Origin of the sequence: Mycobacterium terramassiliense (assembly GCF_900157385.1) — a bacterium.
In the GTDB taxonomy this organism is placed as follows: domain Bacteria; phylum Actinomycetota; class Actinomycetes; order Mycobacteriales; family Mycobacteriaceae; genus Mycobacterium; species Mycobacterium terramassiliense.
This window is the reverse complement of sequence record NZ_LT717700.1, coordinates 25,920-41,107: the sequence shown is the minus strand read 5'-3', so window position 1 is coordinate 41,107 and position 15,188 is coordinate 25,920. Positions and strand designations below refer to the sequence as shown.

The window sequence follows — 15,188 nt, the reverse complement described above, 5'->3', positions numbered from 1 at the left end:
GGCTGCCCTGCATGACGACGAGTTCGACTGACGCCGTTCCCAACCCGCACGCCACCGCCGAGCAGGTGGAGGCCGCGCGCCACGACAGCAAGCTCGCCCAGGTGCTGTACCACGACTGGGAGGCCGAGACCTACGACGAGAAGTGGTCGATCTCCTACGATCAGCGCTGCATCGACTATGCGCGGGACTGCTTCGATTCGATCCTGCCCACCGACGCCATTTCTGAGCTGCCCTACGACCGCGCCCTCGAATTGGGCTGCGGGACAGGCTTTTTCCTGCTCAACCTGATCCAGTCGGGGGTCGCGCGGCGCGGGTCGGTCACCGACCTGTCGCCCGGCATGGTCAAGGTCGCCACCCGCAACGGGCAGGCGCTCGGCCTGGACATCGACGGGCGCGTGGCCGACGCCGAGGGCATCCCCTACGAAGACAACACCTTCGATTTGGTGGTGGGGCACGCCGTGCTGCACCACATCCCCGACGTCGAGCTGTCGCTGCGCGAGGCGATCCGGGTGCTGCGGCCGGGCGGCCGGTTCGTCTTCGCCGGTGAGCCGACCACCGTCGGAGACGGATACGCCCGCACCCTGTCCACCCTGACCTGGCGGATCGTCACGAACGCCACCCGGCTGCCGGGCCTGGGTGGCTGGCGGCGCCCCCAGGCCGAGCTGGACGAATCCTCGCGCGCGGCGGCGCTGGAGGCGCTCGTCGACCTGCACACCTTCGCACCGCAGGACCTGGAGCGGATGGCCACCAGCGCCGGCGCGGTCGAGGTGCACACGGCCACCGTGGAGTTCACCGCCGCGATGCTGGGCTGGCCGCTGCGCACGTTCGAATGCGCGGTACCGCCGGGGCGCCTGGGCTGGGGCTGGGCGAAGTTCGCCTTCACCGGCTGGAAGGCCCTGAGCTGGGTGGATGCCAACGTGTCGCGGCACGTGGTGCCGAAGGGTTGGTTCTACAACGTGATGGTCACCGGGGTCAAACCCTCCTGAGTGCCGGGCTGCGGTTCGGCGGCGACGACGTCAGCTACCTGCGGTCGGAATCGGGGGCCTCGGCGCTGGCCTTCGTCGGCGGCCTCGAGCTGACCGAAGCCACCCGGGTCGCCGACGTCGCCGCGGCGCGCGCCCGGTTCGGCGACCGGGCGCCGGTGCTGGTGGAGACGGCGCTGCTGCGCCGTCGCGCCCTGCAAAAGCTCGGCGAGCTCGGCGACGTGGGGAACTGGCTGTTCACCGACGAGGCGCTGCAGCAGGCCACCGCCGCGCCGGTGGCCCTGCACCGGGCCGGCCGGCTCGCGCGAGCGGGCGCGGCGGTGCACGACGCGACCTGCTCGATCGGCACCGAACTGGCCGCGCTGAGCGTTGTGGGGATCCGGGCCGTCGGCAGCGACATCGACCCGGTGCGCCTGGCGATGGCGCGCCACAACCTCGGGGCGGCCGCCGGCCTCTGCCGCGCCGACGCGCTGCGCCCGGTGACCCGCGACGCGGTCGTCGTCGCCGACCCGGGGCGCCGTCACGGCGGGCGGCGCCGCTTGCGCGTGGACGATTACCAGCCCGGCCTCGGCCCGTTGATCGACACCTACCGCGACCGCGAGTTCGCCGTAAAGTGTTCCCCCGGAATCGATTTCGAACAGGTCCGGCGGCTCGGCTTCGGCGGCGAGATCGAGGTGACGTCGTATCGCGGGTCGGTCCGGGAGGCGTGCCTGTGGTCGGGCGGGCTGTCGGGGCCGGGTGTGCGCCGGCGGGCGAGCGTGCTGGATCGCGGCGAGCAGATCACCGACAGCGATCCGGACGAGTGCCCGGTGCGCCCCGCCGGGCGATGGATCGTCGACCCCGACGGGGCCGTGATCCGGGCCGGCCTGGTGCGTCACTACGCGGCCCGCCACGCGCTGTGGCAGCTCGACCCCGACATCGCCTACCTCTCCGGGGATCGGCTGCCGCCGGGCGTGCGCGGCTTCGAGGTGCTCGAGCGGGTGGCGTTCGACGAGCGCAAGCTGCGGCGTGCCCTGGCGGCGCTGGACTGCGGGGCGCTCGAGATCCTGGTCCGCGGGGTGCGCGTCGACCCCGACGCGCTGCGCGGACGGCTGCGGCCGCGGGGGCAGCGCCCGCTTTCGGTGGTCATCACCCGCATCGGCTCCGGGGCGGCCGGCCATCCGACGGCCTTCGTCTGCCGCGCCTCGCGATAGGCCGCGGGTAGGCTGGCTGCGGTCACTTTGGTAGGCGCCCCGCCCTCAATCTGCGAGGACAATTCGACGATGCGTTACCCGATAGCGGCCGCGGCACTGTCCGCCGCGGTCATGCTGGCCTGGCCGTCGGCCCCGCGCTCGGCCGCCGACCCGGCGTCGTGCGCCGGGGCGGGCGGCACCGTCGAGGCCGGGCAGATGTGTCGCGTACACGCCAGCGGGCCCACCTACACGCTCAACATGACGTTTCCCGCCGACTACCCCGACGAGCAGGCGCTGATCGACTACATCACGCAGAACCGCGACGGGTTCATCAACGTCGCCCAGGGCTCCGGGGCGCGCGATCAGCCCTACCAGATGGAGGCCACCACCGAGCAGCACACCGGGGGCCAGCCGCCGCACAACACCCGCAGCGTCGTGCTGAAGTTCTTCCAGGATGTCGGCGGGTCACGCACCTCCACCTGGTACAAGGCGTTCAATTACAACCTGGGGAGCAAGCAGCCCATCACCTTCGACGACCTGTTCGCGCCGGGCACGACGCCGCTGGACAGCATCTTCCCGATCGTGCAGCGCGACCTGAACCGCCAGAACCCGTTCGGCGCGGCGATCTTGCCCTCCAACGGGCTCGACCCGTCGCACTATCAGAACTTCGCCATCACCGACGACCAGCTGATCTTCTACTTCGCCCCGGGCGAGATGCTCCCGGCGTTCGCCGGCCCGGCCCAGGCCCAGGTGCCGCGCAACGCCATTCCGCCGCTGGCGGTATAGGGCCCGGCGTGTATGCGCGCTCGGGGCGTTGAGTGTGCGCCCGGGGCTTTGCGTGTGCGTCCTGGGCGGCGACACGCCGACGAGCTCCGCCCTGGCCGCACACCCAAAGCCGTGAATTCACATTCGACGCGTCGCGGCCTCAGACGGGCCCGGCCATCCACTCCATCGCCGCGGCGCCGACCGCCAGCGCGACCTGCGCCGCGCACCCGATGATCGGGACGAAAAAGGCCCTGCGGCGCCGGGCGAGCAGGTACACCGCGAGCGCCAGGTCGGCGATCAGGACGGCGGCGCCGCCCCACACCCCCAGGGCCGTGGCGCGGTCGATCCAGGCGGGATCGCCGCAGCGCACCGAGCCGCAGGGGTCGGTGACCATGACGAGCAGGCCCAGCAGCACCACCGTCGCCCCGAGCAAGAACCCGTGGACGACGAGCAGGACGATCGTCACGGCGATGTCGGCGCGGCGCGTGCTCATGCCGGCGCGAAGCCGTAGACCTGACCGTCGCTGGTGGCGGCGACCACCCGGCGATCGTTGCCGACCGCCACGCCGACGGGGTAGCCGCTGGCCGCGGGCAGCGGATAGCTGTTGAGGGTGTGACCGTCGGCGGGGTCGAAGACCAGCACCGACATGCCGGGCGCGCCGTCGGCGGCCGGCCCGCCGACCACCGCGTAGCCGACGCCGCCGCCCGCCAGGCTCGACGACGACAGCGGCGTCACGTCGTCGCGGCGCCAGGCCGCGTCGGCGTGATCGCCGGCGTCCTTGAACGCCGCCAGCCGGGTGTCGGGACCGCCGCCCGACACGATCAGCCCCCGCGGCGTGACCGCGGGCGGTGTCTGCGCCAGAAAGCCCAGCGGCGCCGACCACTTCACCTTCCCGTCGGCGGCATGCAACGCCCACAGCCGTTGGTCGCGGCCGTTGACGTAGATGGTCGACCCGTCGGCGGACAACACCGGGCTGGCGATGACGCCGGCGCTCACGGCGTCGCTGGTCCATTCCCGGCTCAGCAGCGGGGACTGGCCCGCGTGGTACTTCAGCCCGACCAGCCCCGCCGCCGCAGCGCCCGGCTGCCAGACGCCGAGCACCACGATCCCGTTGCGCGCCGAGTAGGCCGGCGCGCCCGCGACCGGGCAGCCTTGACGGGCCGGGGCGCAGTCGGCCAACCCTCGCGTGGCGTCCGTGGGATCGACGCCGTCCACCAGATCCAGTGGGCTACCGACCACCTCGCCGCGGTGGGAGTCGAAGACCAGCACCTGGCCCAGGTGCGTCGTGACGAGCAACTGGCCGTTGCCGAGAAACCTTGGGGTGGTGGGCATTCCGATCACCGGCTGCCGCCATCGCGTCCACTGGGTCACCGGAAACGACAGGAAGGCCCCCGGTTGGCCGACGTAGAGGTTGTCGAAGCCGTCGAACAGCGGGCCGGCGAAACCGCCGCCCTGGGCCAGCCGGACGCACCAGCGCTGGCGGCCGTTGTCGTCGTTTTGCCACTCCATCAGCGAACACCCGGCCGAGGTCTGGGCGTTGAGGGCGAGATAGCTGCGGGCGCTCAGCGCCGGCCCGGCGGCGAGGCTGCCCTTGACCGATCGCGTCCACTGCAGCGACAGCTTGCTCGCGCCGCCCGTCGTGGTGTAGCCGCTGTTGGCGGCGTCGCCGTATTGCGCGGGCCAGCCCTGCGCGGGCGAGGAATCGACCCACGAGTCGGTGTTGCCGCAGCCCCCGAGCCCGACAGTGAGGGCGGCCGCCAGCGCCGCACACCACCAACGCCGAAGCCCACGCAGGCGATGTCGGACAAGCACCTGTTTCCAAATCCTTCTACGTGAGCAGTCGAGTACAGGTGAGGGTAACGCGTGCGCCCTCCGATAGGCTTTCCGGCCATGACGAGCATGTGGAATGCTCCGCTTCATCGCCGCTGGCGTGGATCGAACCTGCGGGACCCTCGCCAGGCCAAGTTCCTCACGCTGGCCTCGCTGAAGTGGGTGCTGGCCAACCGCGCCTACACCCCGTGGTACCTGGTGCGCTACTGGCGGCTGCTGAAGTTCAAGCTGGCCAATCCGCACATCATCACCCGCGGGATGGTGTTTTTGGGCAAGGGCGTCGAGATCCACGCGACGCCCGAATTGTCCGAGCTGGAGATCGGCCGCTGGGTGCACATCGGGGACAAGAACACCATTCGCGCGCACGAGGGCTCGCTGCGGTTCGGCGACAAGGTCGTGCTGGGCCGCGACAACGTCATCAACACCTATCTCGACATCGAGCTCGGCGACTCGGTGCTGATGGCCGACTGGTGCTACGTCTGCGATTTCGACCACCGCATGGACGACATCAACCTGCCGATCAAGGACCAGGGCATCGTCAAGTCCCCGGTCCGGATCGGGCCCGACACCTGGGTCGGGGTCAAGGTGACGATCCTGCGCGGCACGTCCATCGGGCGCGGTTGCGTGCTGGGGTCGCACGCGGTCGTTCGCGGCGTCATCCCCGACTACTCGATCGCGGTCGGCGCCCCGGCCAAGGTGGTCAAGAACCGGCAGCTGTCGTGGGAGAGCTCGGCCGCGCAGCGCGCCGAACTCGCGGCCGCCCTGGCCGACATCGAGCGCAAGAAGGCGGCGCGCTAGCCAGCCCTATTCGGCGTGACCGTCGACCTTGTAGTCGAAGTTGACATCCCCGGCGTCGACGCTGGTGACGGTCACCGCGATGCCGTACTTCTGGCCGGAGTCGGTGAGTTCGCACCGCAGCGTGGCGCCCTCGACGCCCTTCAGGTTGTCCGGGCAGGTCACCGAGTCGGGCTTGCGGCCCACCTGCTGGGTCAGCTTCTTGCTGAGGATGCTGGCCACCTGGTTCTTGTCGACGGTCTCCACCATGTCGAACTTGACGTCGTTGCCGTTGACGCTGGTGACCGTGACGTTCACGTTGAAGGTCTGATCCTTGACCTTCATGGTGCAGTTCAGCTGCGCCCCCACCTTGGCGGCCAGGTCGTCGGGGCACGTCACCGACTCCGGCTTGTTGCCGGCGGCGTCGGTCATCTTGGCGCTGATCTGGCCGGCGACGTCGCCCTTGCTCACCGCGTGCTTCGACGTGACCGAACACGAACAGGCGCCGACGCCGGCCATCAGCCCCGCGGCGGCACCCGCAACCATCAATGTCCGGACGATCGAGCGAGCCATAGCGCCTCCCGAGGGCGAATCGACAACTGTGAGTCGGCTGATAATTGCATGCCAATTAGCTTCGGGCGGCGGAAATCGCTCAGATGCTCTGATAGCGGCGCAGCGCCTCGGCGCGCTCGGCGCCATGGTCGACGATCGGCGCCGGGTACCCCTGCGGCCGTTCCCCTTTGCGCAGGTGCGCGTCGTCGGCCGAGCGCAATTCCGGCACCCAGCGCCGGATGTAATCGCCGGAGGGATCGAACCTCTCGCCCTGCGTGATCGGGTTGAAGATCCGGAAATACGGCGCGGCGTCGGTGCCGGATCCGGCGCACCACTGCCAGCCGTGCTGATTGTTGGCCATGTCGCCGTCGACAAGCTGATCCAGGAACCAGGCGGCGCCCCACTGCCACGGCAGGTGCAGGTCTTTGACCAGAAACGACGCGACGATCATGCGCACCCGGTTGTGCATGAAGCCGGTCTCGCGAAGCTGACGCATCCCGGCGTCGACGAACGGAAACCCGGTCAGACCGGCCTTCCAGGCCGCGAAGCGGCGCTCGGCTTCGGGCCCCGCATCGGTCTGGATGCCGTCGAAGTGTTCGTTCCAATTGCGCCAGGCGCTGGCCGGCCAGTGGTGCAGGACGTCGGCGTAGAAGTCGCGAAAGGCCAACTCCCGCAGGAAGGCTTGCGCGCCCGCGCCGCGCGGATCGAGGTCGGCGGCCAGGGTGCGGGGATGGATGGATCCGAACTTCAGGTGCGCCGACATCCTGCTGGTTCCCGCCACGCCGGGCCGGTCACGGTCGTGGGAGTAGCGGTGCAATCCGTTGTGCACGAACGCCTTCCACTGCCTGCGCGCCGCCGCCTCACCGGCGGCCACGTCGAGCGCCGCGCCGGGATCGGGTATCTCGCAACGTGCAGTCCGCAGCCGCGCCGGATCGAGCCAGCGCGCGACGGCGGCGCCCGATGTCGCCGGCGCCGGCCAGCCGACCTCGCGCCACTCCCGCAGAAACGGGGTGAACACCCGGTAGGGGGAGCCGTCCTTCTTGACCACCCGACCGGGGGAGACCAGGTACGGCGAGCCCGTCGCCACCAGCGGCACGGAACCCAATGCCGCGCGGACCCTTTCGTCGCGGCGCACCCCGTACGGCGCGAAATCCTCCGAGACGTGCACCGACGACGCGCCGATCTCCTCGGCGATGCGCGAGATCCGCGTCTCGGGCCGGCCGCGGGTCACCAGCAGCCGGCCGTCCAGGTCGTCGCGCAGCCGGCGCAGCGAGTCACCCAGGAATTGGAGCCGGCGCCGGCCCGAGGAGGCTTCGAGCCGCGGATCGACGACGAAGCAGGCGAGCACCTCCCCGTCGTCTCGGGCGGCCGCGGCCAGGGCGGGATGGTCGTGCAACCGCAGATCGCGGCGAAACCACAGCACCGTCGGCATGATCGGGTCCCCTCAGCGGTTCAGCCGCCACACATGGGTGGCCAGGACGGTGGCGAAGGCGCACCACACCGGGTAGGGCGACAGCGCCGCGCCGGCCCGCCGGTCGGCCCGCGCGGCGCGGCGCGCGAGGTCCGCGCTGCTCGCCGTCAGTGCCGCGGCGCCCAGCGCGGCAGCGCCGAGCTTGTGATACCGGAAGAACAGCCAACTCCATCCGGCGTTCAACGCCAGATTCACGCCCAGCGCCGCGGCGTAGCGGCGCGCTTCGTCGTCTTGTCCGGTGGCGCGGAGCCGGTCGATGGCCACCGCGGACGTCACCGCGATATCGCCGTAGAGCGCGGTCCACACCAGGGGGAACGCGGCCCCGGGCGGCTGGTAGGGAGGCTTGCGAAGCCGCGAGTACCACGCGGGCACCCGCATTGGGCTGGCGATGCTGCCGGTGCCGGCCGCCGCCGCGACGGCGACGGTGGTTGCGGCGAGAGTGGAGGGTTTCACGTCGTGCTTCCTTCCGGTTGGGTCGGGTCGGTGGGCCACCAGATGCGGTCGCCCACAAGGGCGAACAGTGCGGGTATCACCAGGGTCCGCACGACGAAGGTGTCGAGCAGGATGCCGAGGCCCACGATGATGCCCAGCTGCGTCAGCACGATCAACGGCAGCACCCCCAGCACGCAGAACACGGCCGCCAAGACGATGCCCGCGCTGGTGATGACGCCGCCGGTGGCCGACACCGCGCGCACCATGCCGTCGGCCGCGCCGTGCTGCGCGGCCTCCTCGCGGGCGCGGGTGACCAGGAAGATGGTGTAGTCCACGCCGAGGGCGGCCAGGAACAGGAACGCGAACAGCGGTGTGCCGTTGTCCAGCGCCGGGAATCCGAAGACGTGGTTGCTGGCCCAGCCGCCGACGCCCAGCGCGGCCAGCGCGCCGAGAATCGTTGCGGCAAGCAGGATTGGCGGCGCCAGTGCCGAGCGCAGCAGCACATACAGCACGACCAGGATCACCGCCAGGATCGCCGGGATCAGCATCAGCCGATCGTGCGCGGCGCCGTCGCGGATGTCGAGTGCCTGCGCGTCGGGGCCACCGACCAACGCGGCGGGGGCGACGGCCTTGGTCGAATCCCGCAGCGCGGCAATGGTTCTGAAGGCATCACCGGAGGATGGCGGGGCGTCGATCACGACGGACCACTTGGTCAGTCCCGCCGCGGACCGGCCGGTCGGGGTCGCCGAGACCACGCCCGGGGTGGAACCGATCGCTCGCTGCACCGGGGCCGCGTCGGCGGAGGGGGCGATCACCACGGTGGGACTGGCCAGGCCGCCCGGAAAATGCGCGGCCACAACGTCGTAGCCGGCCACCGAATCCGCATGGACCCGGAACTGTTCGGTCTGCGACAGGCCGATTCGGGTCCCCAGCAGACCGGTCGCGAGGGCCGCCAGGAGCGCGATCGCGACCACCGCCACCACGGCCGGGCGCCGGGCCACCCGCTCGGCCACCCGGTGCCATGGCCCCGAATCGAGCGCGTCCGCGTCGTCGGCGCGTGGGACGAAGGGCCAGAACAACCGCCGCCCGCACAGCGCCAGCACCGGCGGCAGCACCACCAGAACGGACACCGCCGCGACGACCAGGCCGCACGCGGCCAGGGCGCCCAGGCTGCGGGTGCTCGGGGTCGAGGCGAACAGCAGGGTCAGCAACGCCAGCACCACGGTCGCGTTGCTGGCCACGATGGCCGGCGCGGCCCTGCGCACGGCCCGGTGCAGGGCCCTTCGATGCTCGGGGTGGCGCGAAAGTTCTTGGCGGTAACGCGAAATCAGCAGCAGCGCGTAGTTGGTGCCCGCGCCGAACACCAGCACGCTGGTGATCCCGGACGTGGCGCCGTCGAAGCTCAGCCCGGTCAGCCCCGCCATCGCGGTGCCCGCCGCCGTCGCCACCCGGTCGGCGAACCCGACCACCAGCAGCGGTGCCAGCCATAGGACCGGCGAGCGGTAGGTCGCGATGAGCAGCAGCGCCACCACCGACGCCGTCACCGCGAGCAGGGTGACGTTGGCGTCGGTGAATGCGTTGGCGATGTCGGCGCCGAACGCTGGGCCCCCGGTGACGTGGGCCCGCAGGCTCGCGGGCAGGCCGTCCGCGGCGGCGGCGCGCAGGGACGTGACCGCATCGCCCAGCGCCAGGCCCGACAGGCCGGCGTCCACGGAAACCAGGCCGATGGCCGCGTGGGCGTCGGCCGAGACCGTCACCGATGCCGGGGTCCCGTCGTGGGTGCGCCCGAGCATCCGGTCGCGGGCCGCTTGGGCGGCGCCGACGTCGGCGGGATCCAGCGCCGCGCCGTCGGCGCGGCTGACGACGACGATCAGCGTGGCGCGGTCACCGCCCGGGAACGCACGGGCCAGGGCGTCGACCTTGGCGGAATCGGAGGCCGCGGGCACCGACAGCGGAGCCCGGCTCGCCGCCGCGTTCCCGCCGATGACCACCATGAGGCCGATACCCAGCAGGACCGCCGCCAATCCGGGCAGCCACGACCGCCGGCCCGTCACGGCCGCGGCGAGAGCGTCCCAGATCACGGGTCCAAGCATTTCAGTCACTTAACCATTAATCAAGTTAACAATCTGGCTTCTGCGCGGTATGCTGCGACTCTGATGGAAGCCACCACCGAACGGGTGCGGCTCGAAGCCCTGATAGCAGCCGATACGCGTGCCCTCACCGCCGAATCCGACCAGTTGGGTCGCGTTTTCGCCGCGGTGCATCACCTGGGCCCCAGCGACTTTCGCGCCCTGCTGCATATCCTGGTGGCCGAAACGGCGGGCGCTCCGCTGACATCGGGGGAGTTGCGCCAGAGGATGGGTTTGTCCGCGGCGGCGATCACCTACCTCGTCGAGCGGATGATCAACTCCGGCCATATCCGGCGGGATACCCACGCCGACGACCGGCGAAAGGTCATCCTGCGGTACTCGGATGACGGGCTGGACACCGCGCGCTCGTTCTTCAATCCGCTGGGAATGCACACCCGTGCCGCGCTCGACGACTTGAGCGACGCTGATTTGGACGCGGCGCACCGGGTCTTCACCGCCCTCATTGCGGCAATGCGCCACTTCCAGAGCGAATTGGACTCACCCCCCTGAAGGCCCGGTGGTGCCATTGCGCCAGCGGGTCAGGCGCCCACCAGTTCAGTCCGCCGAGCACGTGCATGAAGGCCGGCACCAGCAGCATTCGCACCAGCGTCGCGTCCACCAACACCGCGACGGTCAGGCCCAATCCGAACATGCGCATGAATGACACCCCTGCGGAAATCAGGGCCGCGAACGAGATCGACATGAGCAGCGCCGCGGCAGTGATCACCCTGCCCGTGCGGGCCAGGCCCAGGGCGATGCTTTCGTCGTTGGCCGCGCGGGTTCGTGGCGACTCCAGCCAGTATTCGCGGATGCGGGCGAGCAGGAAGACTTCGTAATCCATCGACAATCCGAACGCGATGCAAAACATCAGCACCGGGACGTTCGCCGCCAGCGTGCCGGTCGACGTGGTGCCCACCGCGCCGAGGTGGCCGTCTTGGAAGATCCACACCAGCGCCCCGAACACGGCGGTGAGCGACACCAGATTGAGCAGCACCGCCTTGATCGGAAGTATCACGCTTCCGGTGAGCAAAAAAAGCAGCACCAACGTCACGACCGCGATGAAAGCGAACACGAACGGCAGTCGCGACGTAATGCCGTTCACGCAATCACGATTCGTTTGCGCCATCCCGGTGAATTGCGCCGGTTGGTGTCCCGGTGGCGCGATCGCGTGCATGCGCGCCAACTGGATCTCAGACGCTTGACTGTAGAGGGGGGCGGTGCTCTGGATGGTCAGGTAGGCGCTGCCGGCGGCCATTCCGCTCGGAGCCGATGGCGGCCCGCCGTGCTGACCGGCGACGAAAGTGCCGGTGGGCGTCGACACCGCCGCGACGTCTGCGACGAGAGACAACCGCATCGCGTAATCATCCAGGTCCGCCGTGGTGACGCCGGCCGTATCGGGCAGGACGACCTTGGTCTCGGAAGTCGTGCGGAATTCGCTGCGGATCCGGTCGCTCACGGCCCGCGCTGACGCCGATGTCGGCAGGACCCGGTCGTCGGGATAGCCCCATCTGACACCGAGGAACGGTGCGCCCAGCGCCAGCAGGAAAGCGGTGAGCGCCAAGCCAACCGGGATCGCTTGCCGCATCACCAGTTTCGCCGTCCGGTACCAGAAGCTGCTTTCCAACGTTGGCTGGGGCGGTGCGGGGCGGCCCAGCAGCCGACGGCCCAGTTTCCGGATGTCCAGTGCATCGAGCCGGTCTCCGATCAACGCCAGTGTGGCCGGCGCCACGACCACCGCCGCCAGGGCGGCGAACGCGACCACCGCCGTCCCGGCATAGGCGAAGGACTTGAGGAAGTACATCGGGAACAGTGCCGTCGCGGCCAGGGCCAGGGCCACCGTGACCGCCGAAAACAGCACGGTGCGGCCAGCGGTCGTCACGGTTTTCAGCAGCGCCTCGTCGCGACCGCGCCCAGCGGCCACTTCGTCGCGGTACCGGCTGATGATCAGCAACGTGTAGTCGACGGCCAGCGCGAATCCCAACGCTACGGTCACGTTGAGGGCGAAGATCGACACGTTGGTGATCAGCGCGACCGCGCGCAGTACGGCGAGTGAACCCAGAATCGCGACCCCACCGACGGCCACCGGCAGTGCGGCGGCCAGTAAGCCGCCGAAGACCCACACCAGTGCGAGGAAACTCAGCGGTATCGCGATGATTTCCATTCGCAGCAGGTCTCTTTCGGTCTGCTCGTTGACCTGTTCGTAGACCAGTGCCGAGCCGCCCGCTTGTACCGTGACCCCCTGATGGTCGTGCGCGAACCGCTGCGCCAGTGTCCGGGCGTGCTTGGGCGCGCTCTTTTCGTCGCCTTTGAGTGCGACGAGAATCATCGCGGTCTTTCCGTCGGCGCTGAACAACCCCGGGGTGGTTTGGCCGTCCCAGGGCGATGTCACCTGCGACACAAACGGTGATTGGGAAAGCTGTCGGGCGATGTCGGCGCCGACGGCGTGTGCGTGTGCGTCTTTGGCGCCGCGTTCCGAACTCACCACCACCACCAGGTCCATGCCGCCCTGATTGAACTTTTCGGCGAGCGTCGCGGCGGCGCGGGCCGATTCGGAGGCCGGGTCGAGGAATCCGCCGGGCGAGAGCTTGGACGCGGCGGGTATGCCGAACGCGGCGGCAGCGATCACGAACAGCACCGTGATTCCGACGATCCGCCGCGGCGTGGTGACGGCGAGTCGGGCCATTCGCGTTAACATGCACCGCCCTCTGCAGTGATCGCGGCCGCGATGGCCATGCCCAGCAGCGCTTTGGGCCGCCCTGCGCGCCACCTCGAACAGTAGGTTAAGTTTCTTAAACATTCAAGTACTTAACTAAATCTGGAAATTCCGCTAGGCTGACGCCCGTGGACCGTCGAAGATTCGACGCGCCGAAGTGGGTTGCCCGGTGACGACCCGGGGTAGAAATTAATTACCGATCGAAGGAACGAGGTGGCAATGTGTTCGGGTCGATGGGAGCCATGATTGGCCAGGTCATCGATGCGGCGGGCTCGGTGGTGGGCTACCGCCACGGCACCAAAGAGCCGGACTACAGCGCCGAGCAGCTGACCGCGGACGTCGAGATCCGCCGCTACGGCGCCCGGGTTGCCGCGGAGACGACCGTCACCGCCGGTGAAGAGGCCGCCCGCAATACCGGCTTTCGTCGCCTGGCCCGCTACATCTTCGGCGGCAACCGCGTGCACGAGAAGATCGCGATGACCGCCCCGGTGGCGCAAGAGGCGGCGGCCGACCGCCAATGGGTGATCCGGTTTTTCATGCCGGCCGGCAAGACGCTGGAGTCCCTACCCGAGCCCGACGACGGCGAAGTCAGGCTGGTGGCCGTGCCGCCGGAAACGGTCGCCGTACACCGGTTCACGGGCAGCCGCAGCCGCCGCGCCATTGCCGCGCACACCGCCGAATTGATGACCACGTTGCGCGAGAGGGGTTTCGAGGCCGTCGATACCCCGGAGGCCTGGTTCTACGATCCGCCTTGGACGGTTCCGGCGCTGCGCCGCAACGAGATTGCCGTTCCCGTAGCGCCGGCTCGGTAACCATGCGCACAGCCACATTCGTCGCCAGCGCCGCGGCGGTGGTCGCGACGGCTACCGTGGGAGGTCTGGCCACCCGGCCGGCCGGTCAGTCGGTGTGGTACCGGCAACTGCGCAAACCCGCCTATCAGCCTCCGCGGTCGGCCTTTCCCGTCGTCTGGCCGGTTTTGTACACCGACATCGCGGCGGTGTCCGCGGCCACCTTCGACCGGCTCCGTGCCGCCGGGAACGCGCCTGCGGCCCGCTCCTACCTGGGTGCTCTGGCGGTCAATCTTTTGCTGAATGCCAGCTGGTCGTGGGTGTTCTTCAATCGACACCGTCTGGCGGCCGCGGTCGCGGTGAACGCCGCGCTGACCGCGAGCAGCGCCGACCTGGCCCGGCGCGCCATCGCGGTCCGTGGCGGGCGGGCCGCGTGGCTGTGCCTGTATCCCGCCTGGTGCGCGTTTGCCTTTGTGCTGTCGACCCACATCTGGATGTTGAATCGCCGCGCTAGGATTGACGTGCCATGACGGCCGACCGTGGCGAAATGCCCACCCGCAAGCGCCGCCACATCGACGTCTGCCTCGACGGCGATGTGGGCTATCGGGGTGTGACGACGGGCCTGGAACGCTACGCGCTGCCCTACAACGGCCTCACCCAGACCAATCTGGACGACATCGACCTGCGCGCCGAATTTCTCGGCGCGCGGTTGCAAGCGCCCGTTCTGATCGGCGCCATGACCGGCGGAGCGGAGTTGTCGGGCACCATCAACCGGAATCTGGCCGCCGCCGCGCAGCGCCTCGGCATCGGAATGATGCTGGGGTCACAGCGCGTGATGCTCGACAGCGTCCTGGGGGAGCGGGCCGCCGCCAGCTTCGCCGTGCGCGACGTGGCGCCCGACGTGCTGTTGTTCGGCAACATCGGCCTGTCCCAGTTGACCAAGGACGCGGTGCCCGACATCGTTCAAGCGCTCGACCGGGTCGGGGCGAATGCGCTTGCCGTGCACACCAATCCGCTGCAGGAGGCCGTCCAGCACCACGGCGACACCGACTTCGCGGGGTCGCTGGACCGGCTGCATGACCTGGCCGACATGCTGGGCTACCCGGTGCTGCTGAAGGAGGTTGGGCACGGGCTCGGCGCCGCAGCGATCGGCGAATTGCTGCGCCTGTCGGGGGAGCCGCCGGTGGCGGCCATCGATGTGGCCGGAGCCGGCGGAACCTCGTGGTCGCGCGTCGAGCAATTGGTCCGCTACGGCGAACTGCGGTACCCGGGCCTGGCGGACTGGGGCATACCGACCGCGCAGGCGATCGGGGAGGTGCGCGCGGCGCTGCCGGCCATCCCGCTGGTGGCCTCGGGTGGGATCCGGACCGGCATGGACGCGGCCAAGGCGCTGGCCCTGGGCGCCGACGTGGTGGCCTTGGCCCGGCCGCTGTTGCCGGCCGCGATCGAGTCGGTTGAGGCCGCGACGGCCTGGCTGCAGCGATTCATCGACGAGCTCCGCATCTGCCTGCACGGGTGTGGGGCGGCCGACCTGCCGGCCCTGCGAAACGTTGGCGTGACACCCATTCCGTAAGAGCAA

Annotated in this window: 15 protein-coding genes; 8 read left to right on the top strand and 7 right to left on the bottom strand. The window is 69.9% G+C overall.

The annotated features are described in order from the left end of the window. Positions 1-11 precede the first annotated feature (11 nt). The 3 genes from MTAB308_RS08130 (at position 12) to MTAB308_RS08120 (ending at position 2,941) form a co-directional block, all read left to right on the top strand. Entirely contained in the window at positions 12-986 is a 975-nt protein-coding gene (locus tag MTAB308_RS08130; RefSeq protein WP_077099020.1) for a class I SAM-dependent methyltransferase, read from the top strand. Beyond that, positions 944-2,176: a class I SAM-dependent methyltransferase gene (locus MTAB308_RS08125; protein ID WP_425436219.1), complete on the top strand. Its 1,233-nt coding sequence runs from the start codon at positions 944-946 to the stop codon at positions 2,174-2,176. The genes MTAB308_RS08130 and MTAB308_RS08125 overlap by 43 nt, the downstream gene beginning before the upstream one ends. A gap of 69 nt (positions 2,177-2,245) precedes the next feature. After that, positions 2,246-2,941 carry an esterase gene (locus MTAB308_RS08120; protein WP_077099019.1) on the top strand — a complete coding sequence of 232 codons (696 nt, stop codon included), beginning with the start codon at positions 2,246-2,248 and terminating at the stop codon, positions 2,939-2,941. Positions 2,942-3,080: 139 nt separating this feature from the next. On the opposite strand, the gene MTAB308_RS08110 is transcribed toward MTAB308_RS08120, so the two are convergent. Together MTAB308_RS08110 and MTAB308_RS08105 are read right to left on the bottom strand one after the other, a co-directional pair. Further along, positions 3,081-3,413, bottom strand: a complete 333-nt coding sequence (locus tag MTAB308_RS08110; RefSeq protein WP_077099018.1) for a hypothetical protein — start codon at positions 3,411-3,413, stop codon at positions 3,081-3,083. Further along, positions 3,410-4,732, bottom strand: coding sequence for an outer membrane protein assembly factor BamB family protein (locus MTAB308_RS08105; protein ID WP_077099017.1), 1,323 nt, complete (start codon positions 4,730-4,732; stop codon positions 3,410-3,412). Before MTAB308_RS08105 ends, MTAB308_RS08110 begins: the two co-directional genes overlap by 4 nt. A gap of 78 nt (positions 4,733-4,810) precedes the next feature. Here MTAB308_RS08105 and MTAB308_RS08100 point away from each other — a divergent pair, with 78 nt between their 5' ends. After that, positions 4,811-5,548 carry an acyltransferase gene (locus tag MTAB308_RS08100; RefSeq protein ID WP_077099016.1) on the top strand — a complete coding sequence of 246 codons (738 nt, stop codon included), beginning with the start codon at positions 4,811-4,813 and terminating at the stop codon, positions 5,546-5,548. Positions 5,549-5,554: 6 nt separating this feature from the next. On the opposite strand, the gene MTAB308_RS08095 is transcribed toward MTAB308_RS08100, so the two are convergent. The 4 genes from MTAB308_RS08095 to MTAB308_RS08080 form a co-directional block, all read right to left on the bottom strand. After that, positions 5,555-6,097 carry an anti-apoptotic protein gene (locus tag MTAB308_RS08095; RefSeq protein ID WP_077099015.1) on the bottom strand — a complete coding sequence of 181 codons (543 nt, stop codon included), beginning with the start codon at positions 6,095-6,097 and terminating at the stop codon, positions 5,555-5,557. 79 nt (positions 6,098-6,176) lie between these two features. Continuing rightward, positions 6,177-7,508: a cryptochrome/photolyase family protein gene (locus MTAB308_RS08090; protein WP_077099014.1), complete on the bottom strand. Its 1,332-nt coding sequence runs from the start codon at positions 7,506-7,508 to the stop codon at positions 6,177-6,179. A 12-nt stretch (positions 7,509-7,520) separates the two neighbouring features. After that, entirely contained in the window at positions 7,521-8,000 is a 480-nt protein-coding gene (locus MTAB308_RS08085; protein WP_077099013.1) for a TspO/MBR family protein, read from the bottom strand. Beyond that, positions 7,997-10,060: an MMPL family transporter gene (locus tag MTAB308_RS08080; protein ID WP_425436265.1), complete on the bottom strand. Its 2,064-nt coding sequence runs from the start codon at positions 10,058-10,060 to the stop codon at positions 7,997-7,999. The genes MTAB308_RS08085 and MTAB308_RS08080 overlap by 4 nt, the downstream gene beginning before the upstream one ends. Before the next feature lie 75 nt (positions 10,061-10,135). Here MTAB308_RS08080 and MTAB308_RS08075 point away from each other — a divergent pair, with 75 nt between their 5' ends. Next, a complete protein-coding gene (locus tag MTAB308_RS08075; protein ID WP_077099011.1) occupies positions 10,136-10,618 on the top strand; it encodes a MarR family winged helix-turn-helix transcriptional regulator in 483 nt (160 codons plus the stop codon). Here MTAB308_RS08075 and MTAB308_RS08070 read toward each other — a convergent pair. After that, positions 10,569-12,803, bottom strand: a complete 2,235-nt coding sequence (locus MTAB308_RS08070) for an MMPL family transporter (protein ID WP_077099010.1) — start codon at positions 12,801-12,803, stop codon at positions 10,569-10,571. The genes MTAB308_RS08075 and MTAB308_RS08070 overlap by 50 nt on opposite strands. Positions 12,804-13,054: 251 nt before the next feature. On the opposite strand from MTAB308_RS08070, the gene MTAB308_RS08065 reads away from it, so the two are divergent. From MTAB308_RS08065 to fni, 3 genes are read left to right on the top strand one after another with little or no spacing between them, the layout of a single operon-like run. Further along, the gene (locus MTAB308_RS08065) at positions 13,055-13,633 is read left to right on the top strand and encodes an SOUL family heme-binding protein (RefSeq protein ID WP_077100046.1); all 579 of its coding nucleotides are present in this window, start codon (positions 13,055-13,057) and stop codon (positions 13,631-13,633) included. Positions 13,634-13,635: 2 nt separating this feature from the next. Further along, complete coding sequence (locus tag MTAB308_RS08060) at positions 13,636-14,139, top strand: TspO/MBR family protein (protein WP_077099009.1); 504 nt, start codon at positions 13,636-13,638, stop codon at positions 14,137-14,139. Next, positions 14,136-15,182, top strand: coding sequence for a type 2 isopentenyl-diphosphate Delta-isomerase (fni, locus tag MTAB308_RS08055; protein ID WP_077099008.1), 1,047 nt, complete (start codon positions 14,136-14,138; stop codon positions 15,180-15,182). Before MTAB308_RS08060 ends, fni begins: the two co-directional genes overlap by 4 nt. The last annotated feature ends 6 nt before the right edge of the window (positions 15,183-15,188 follow it).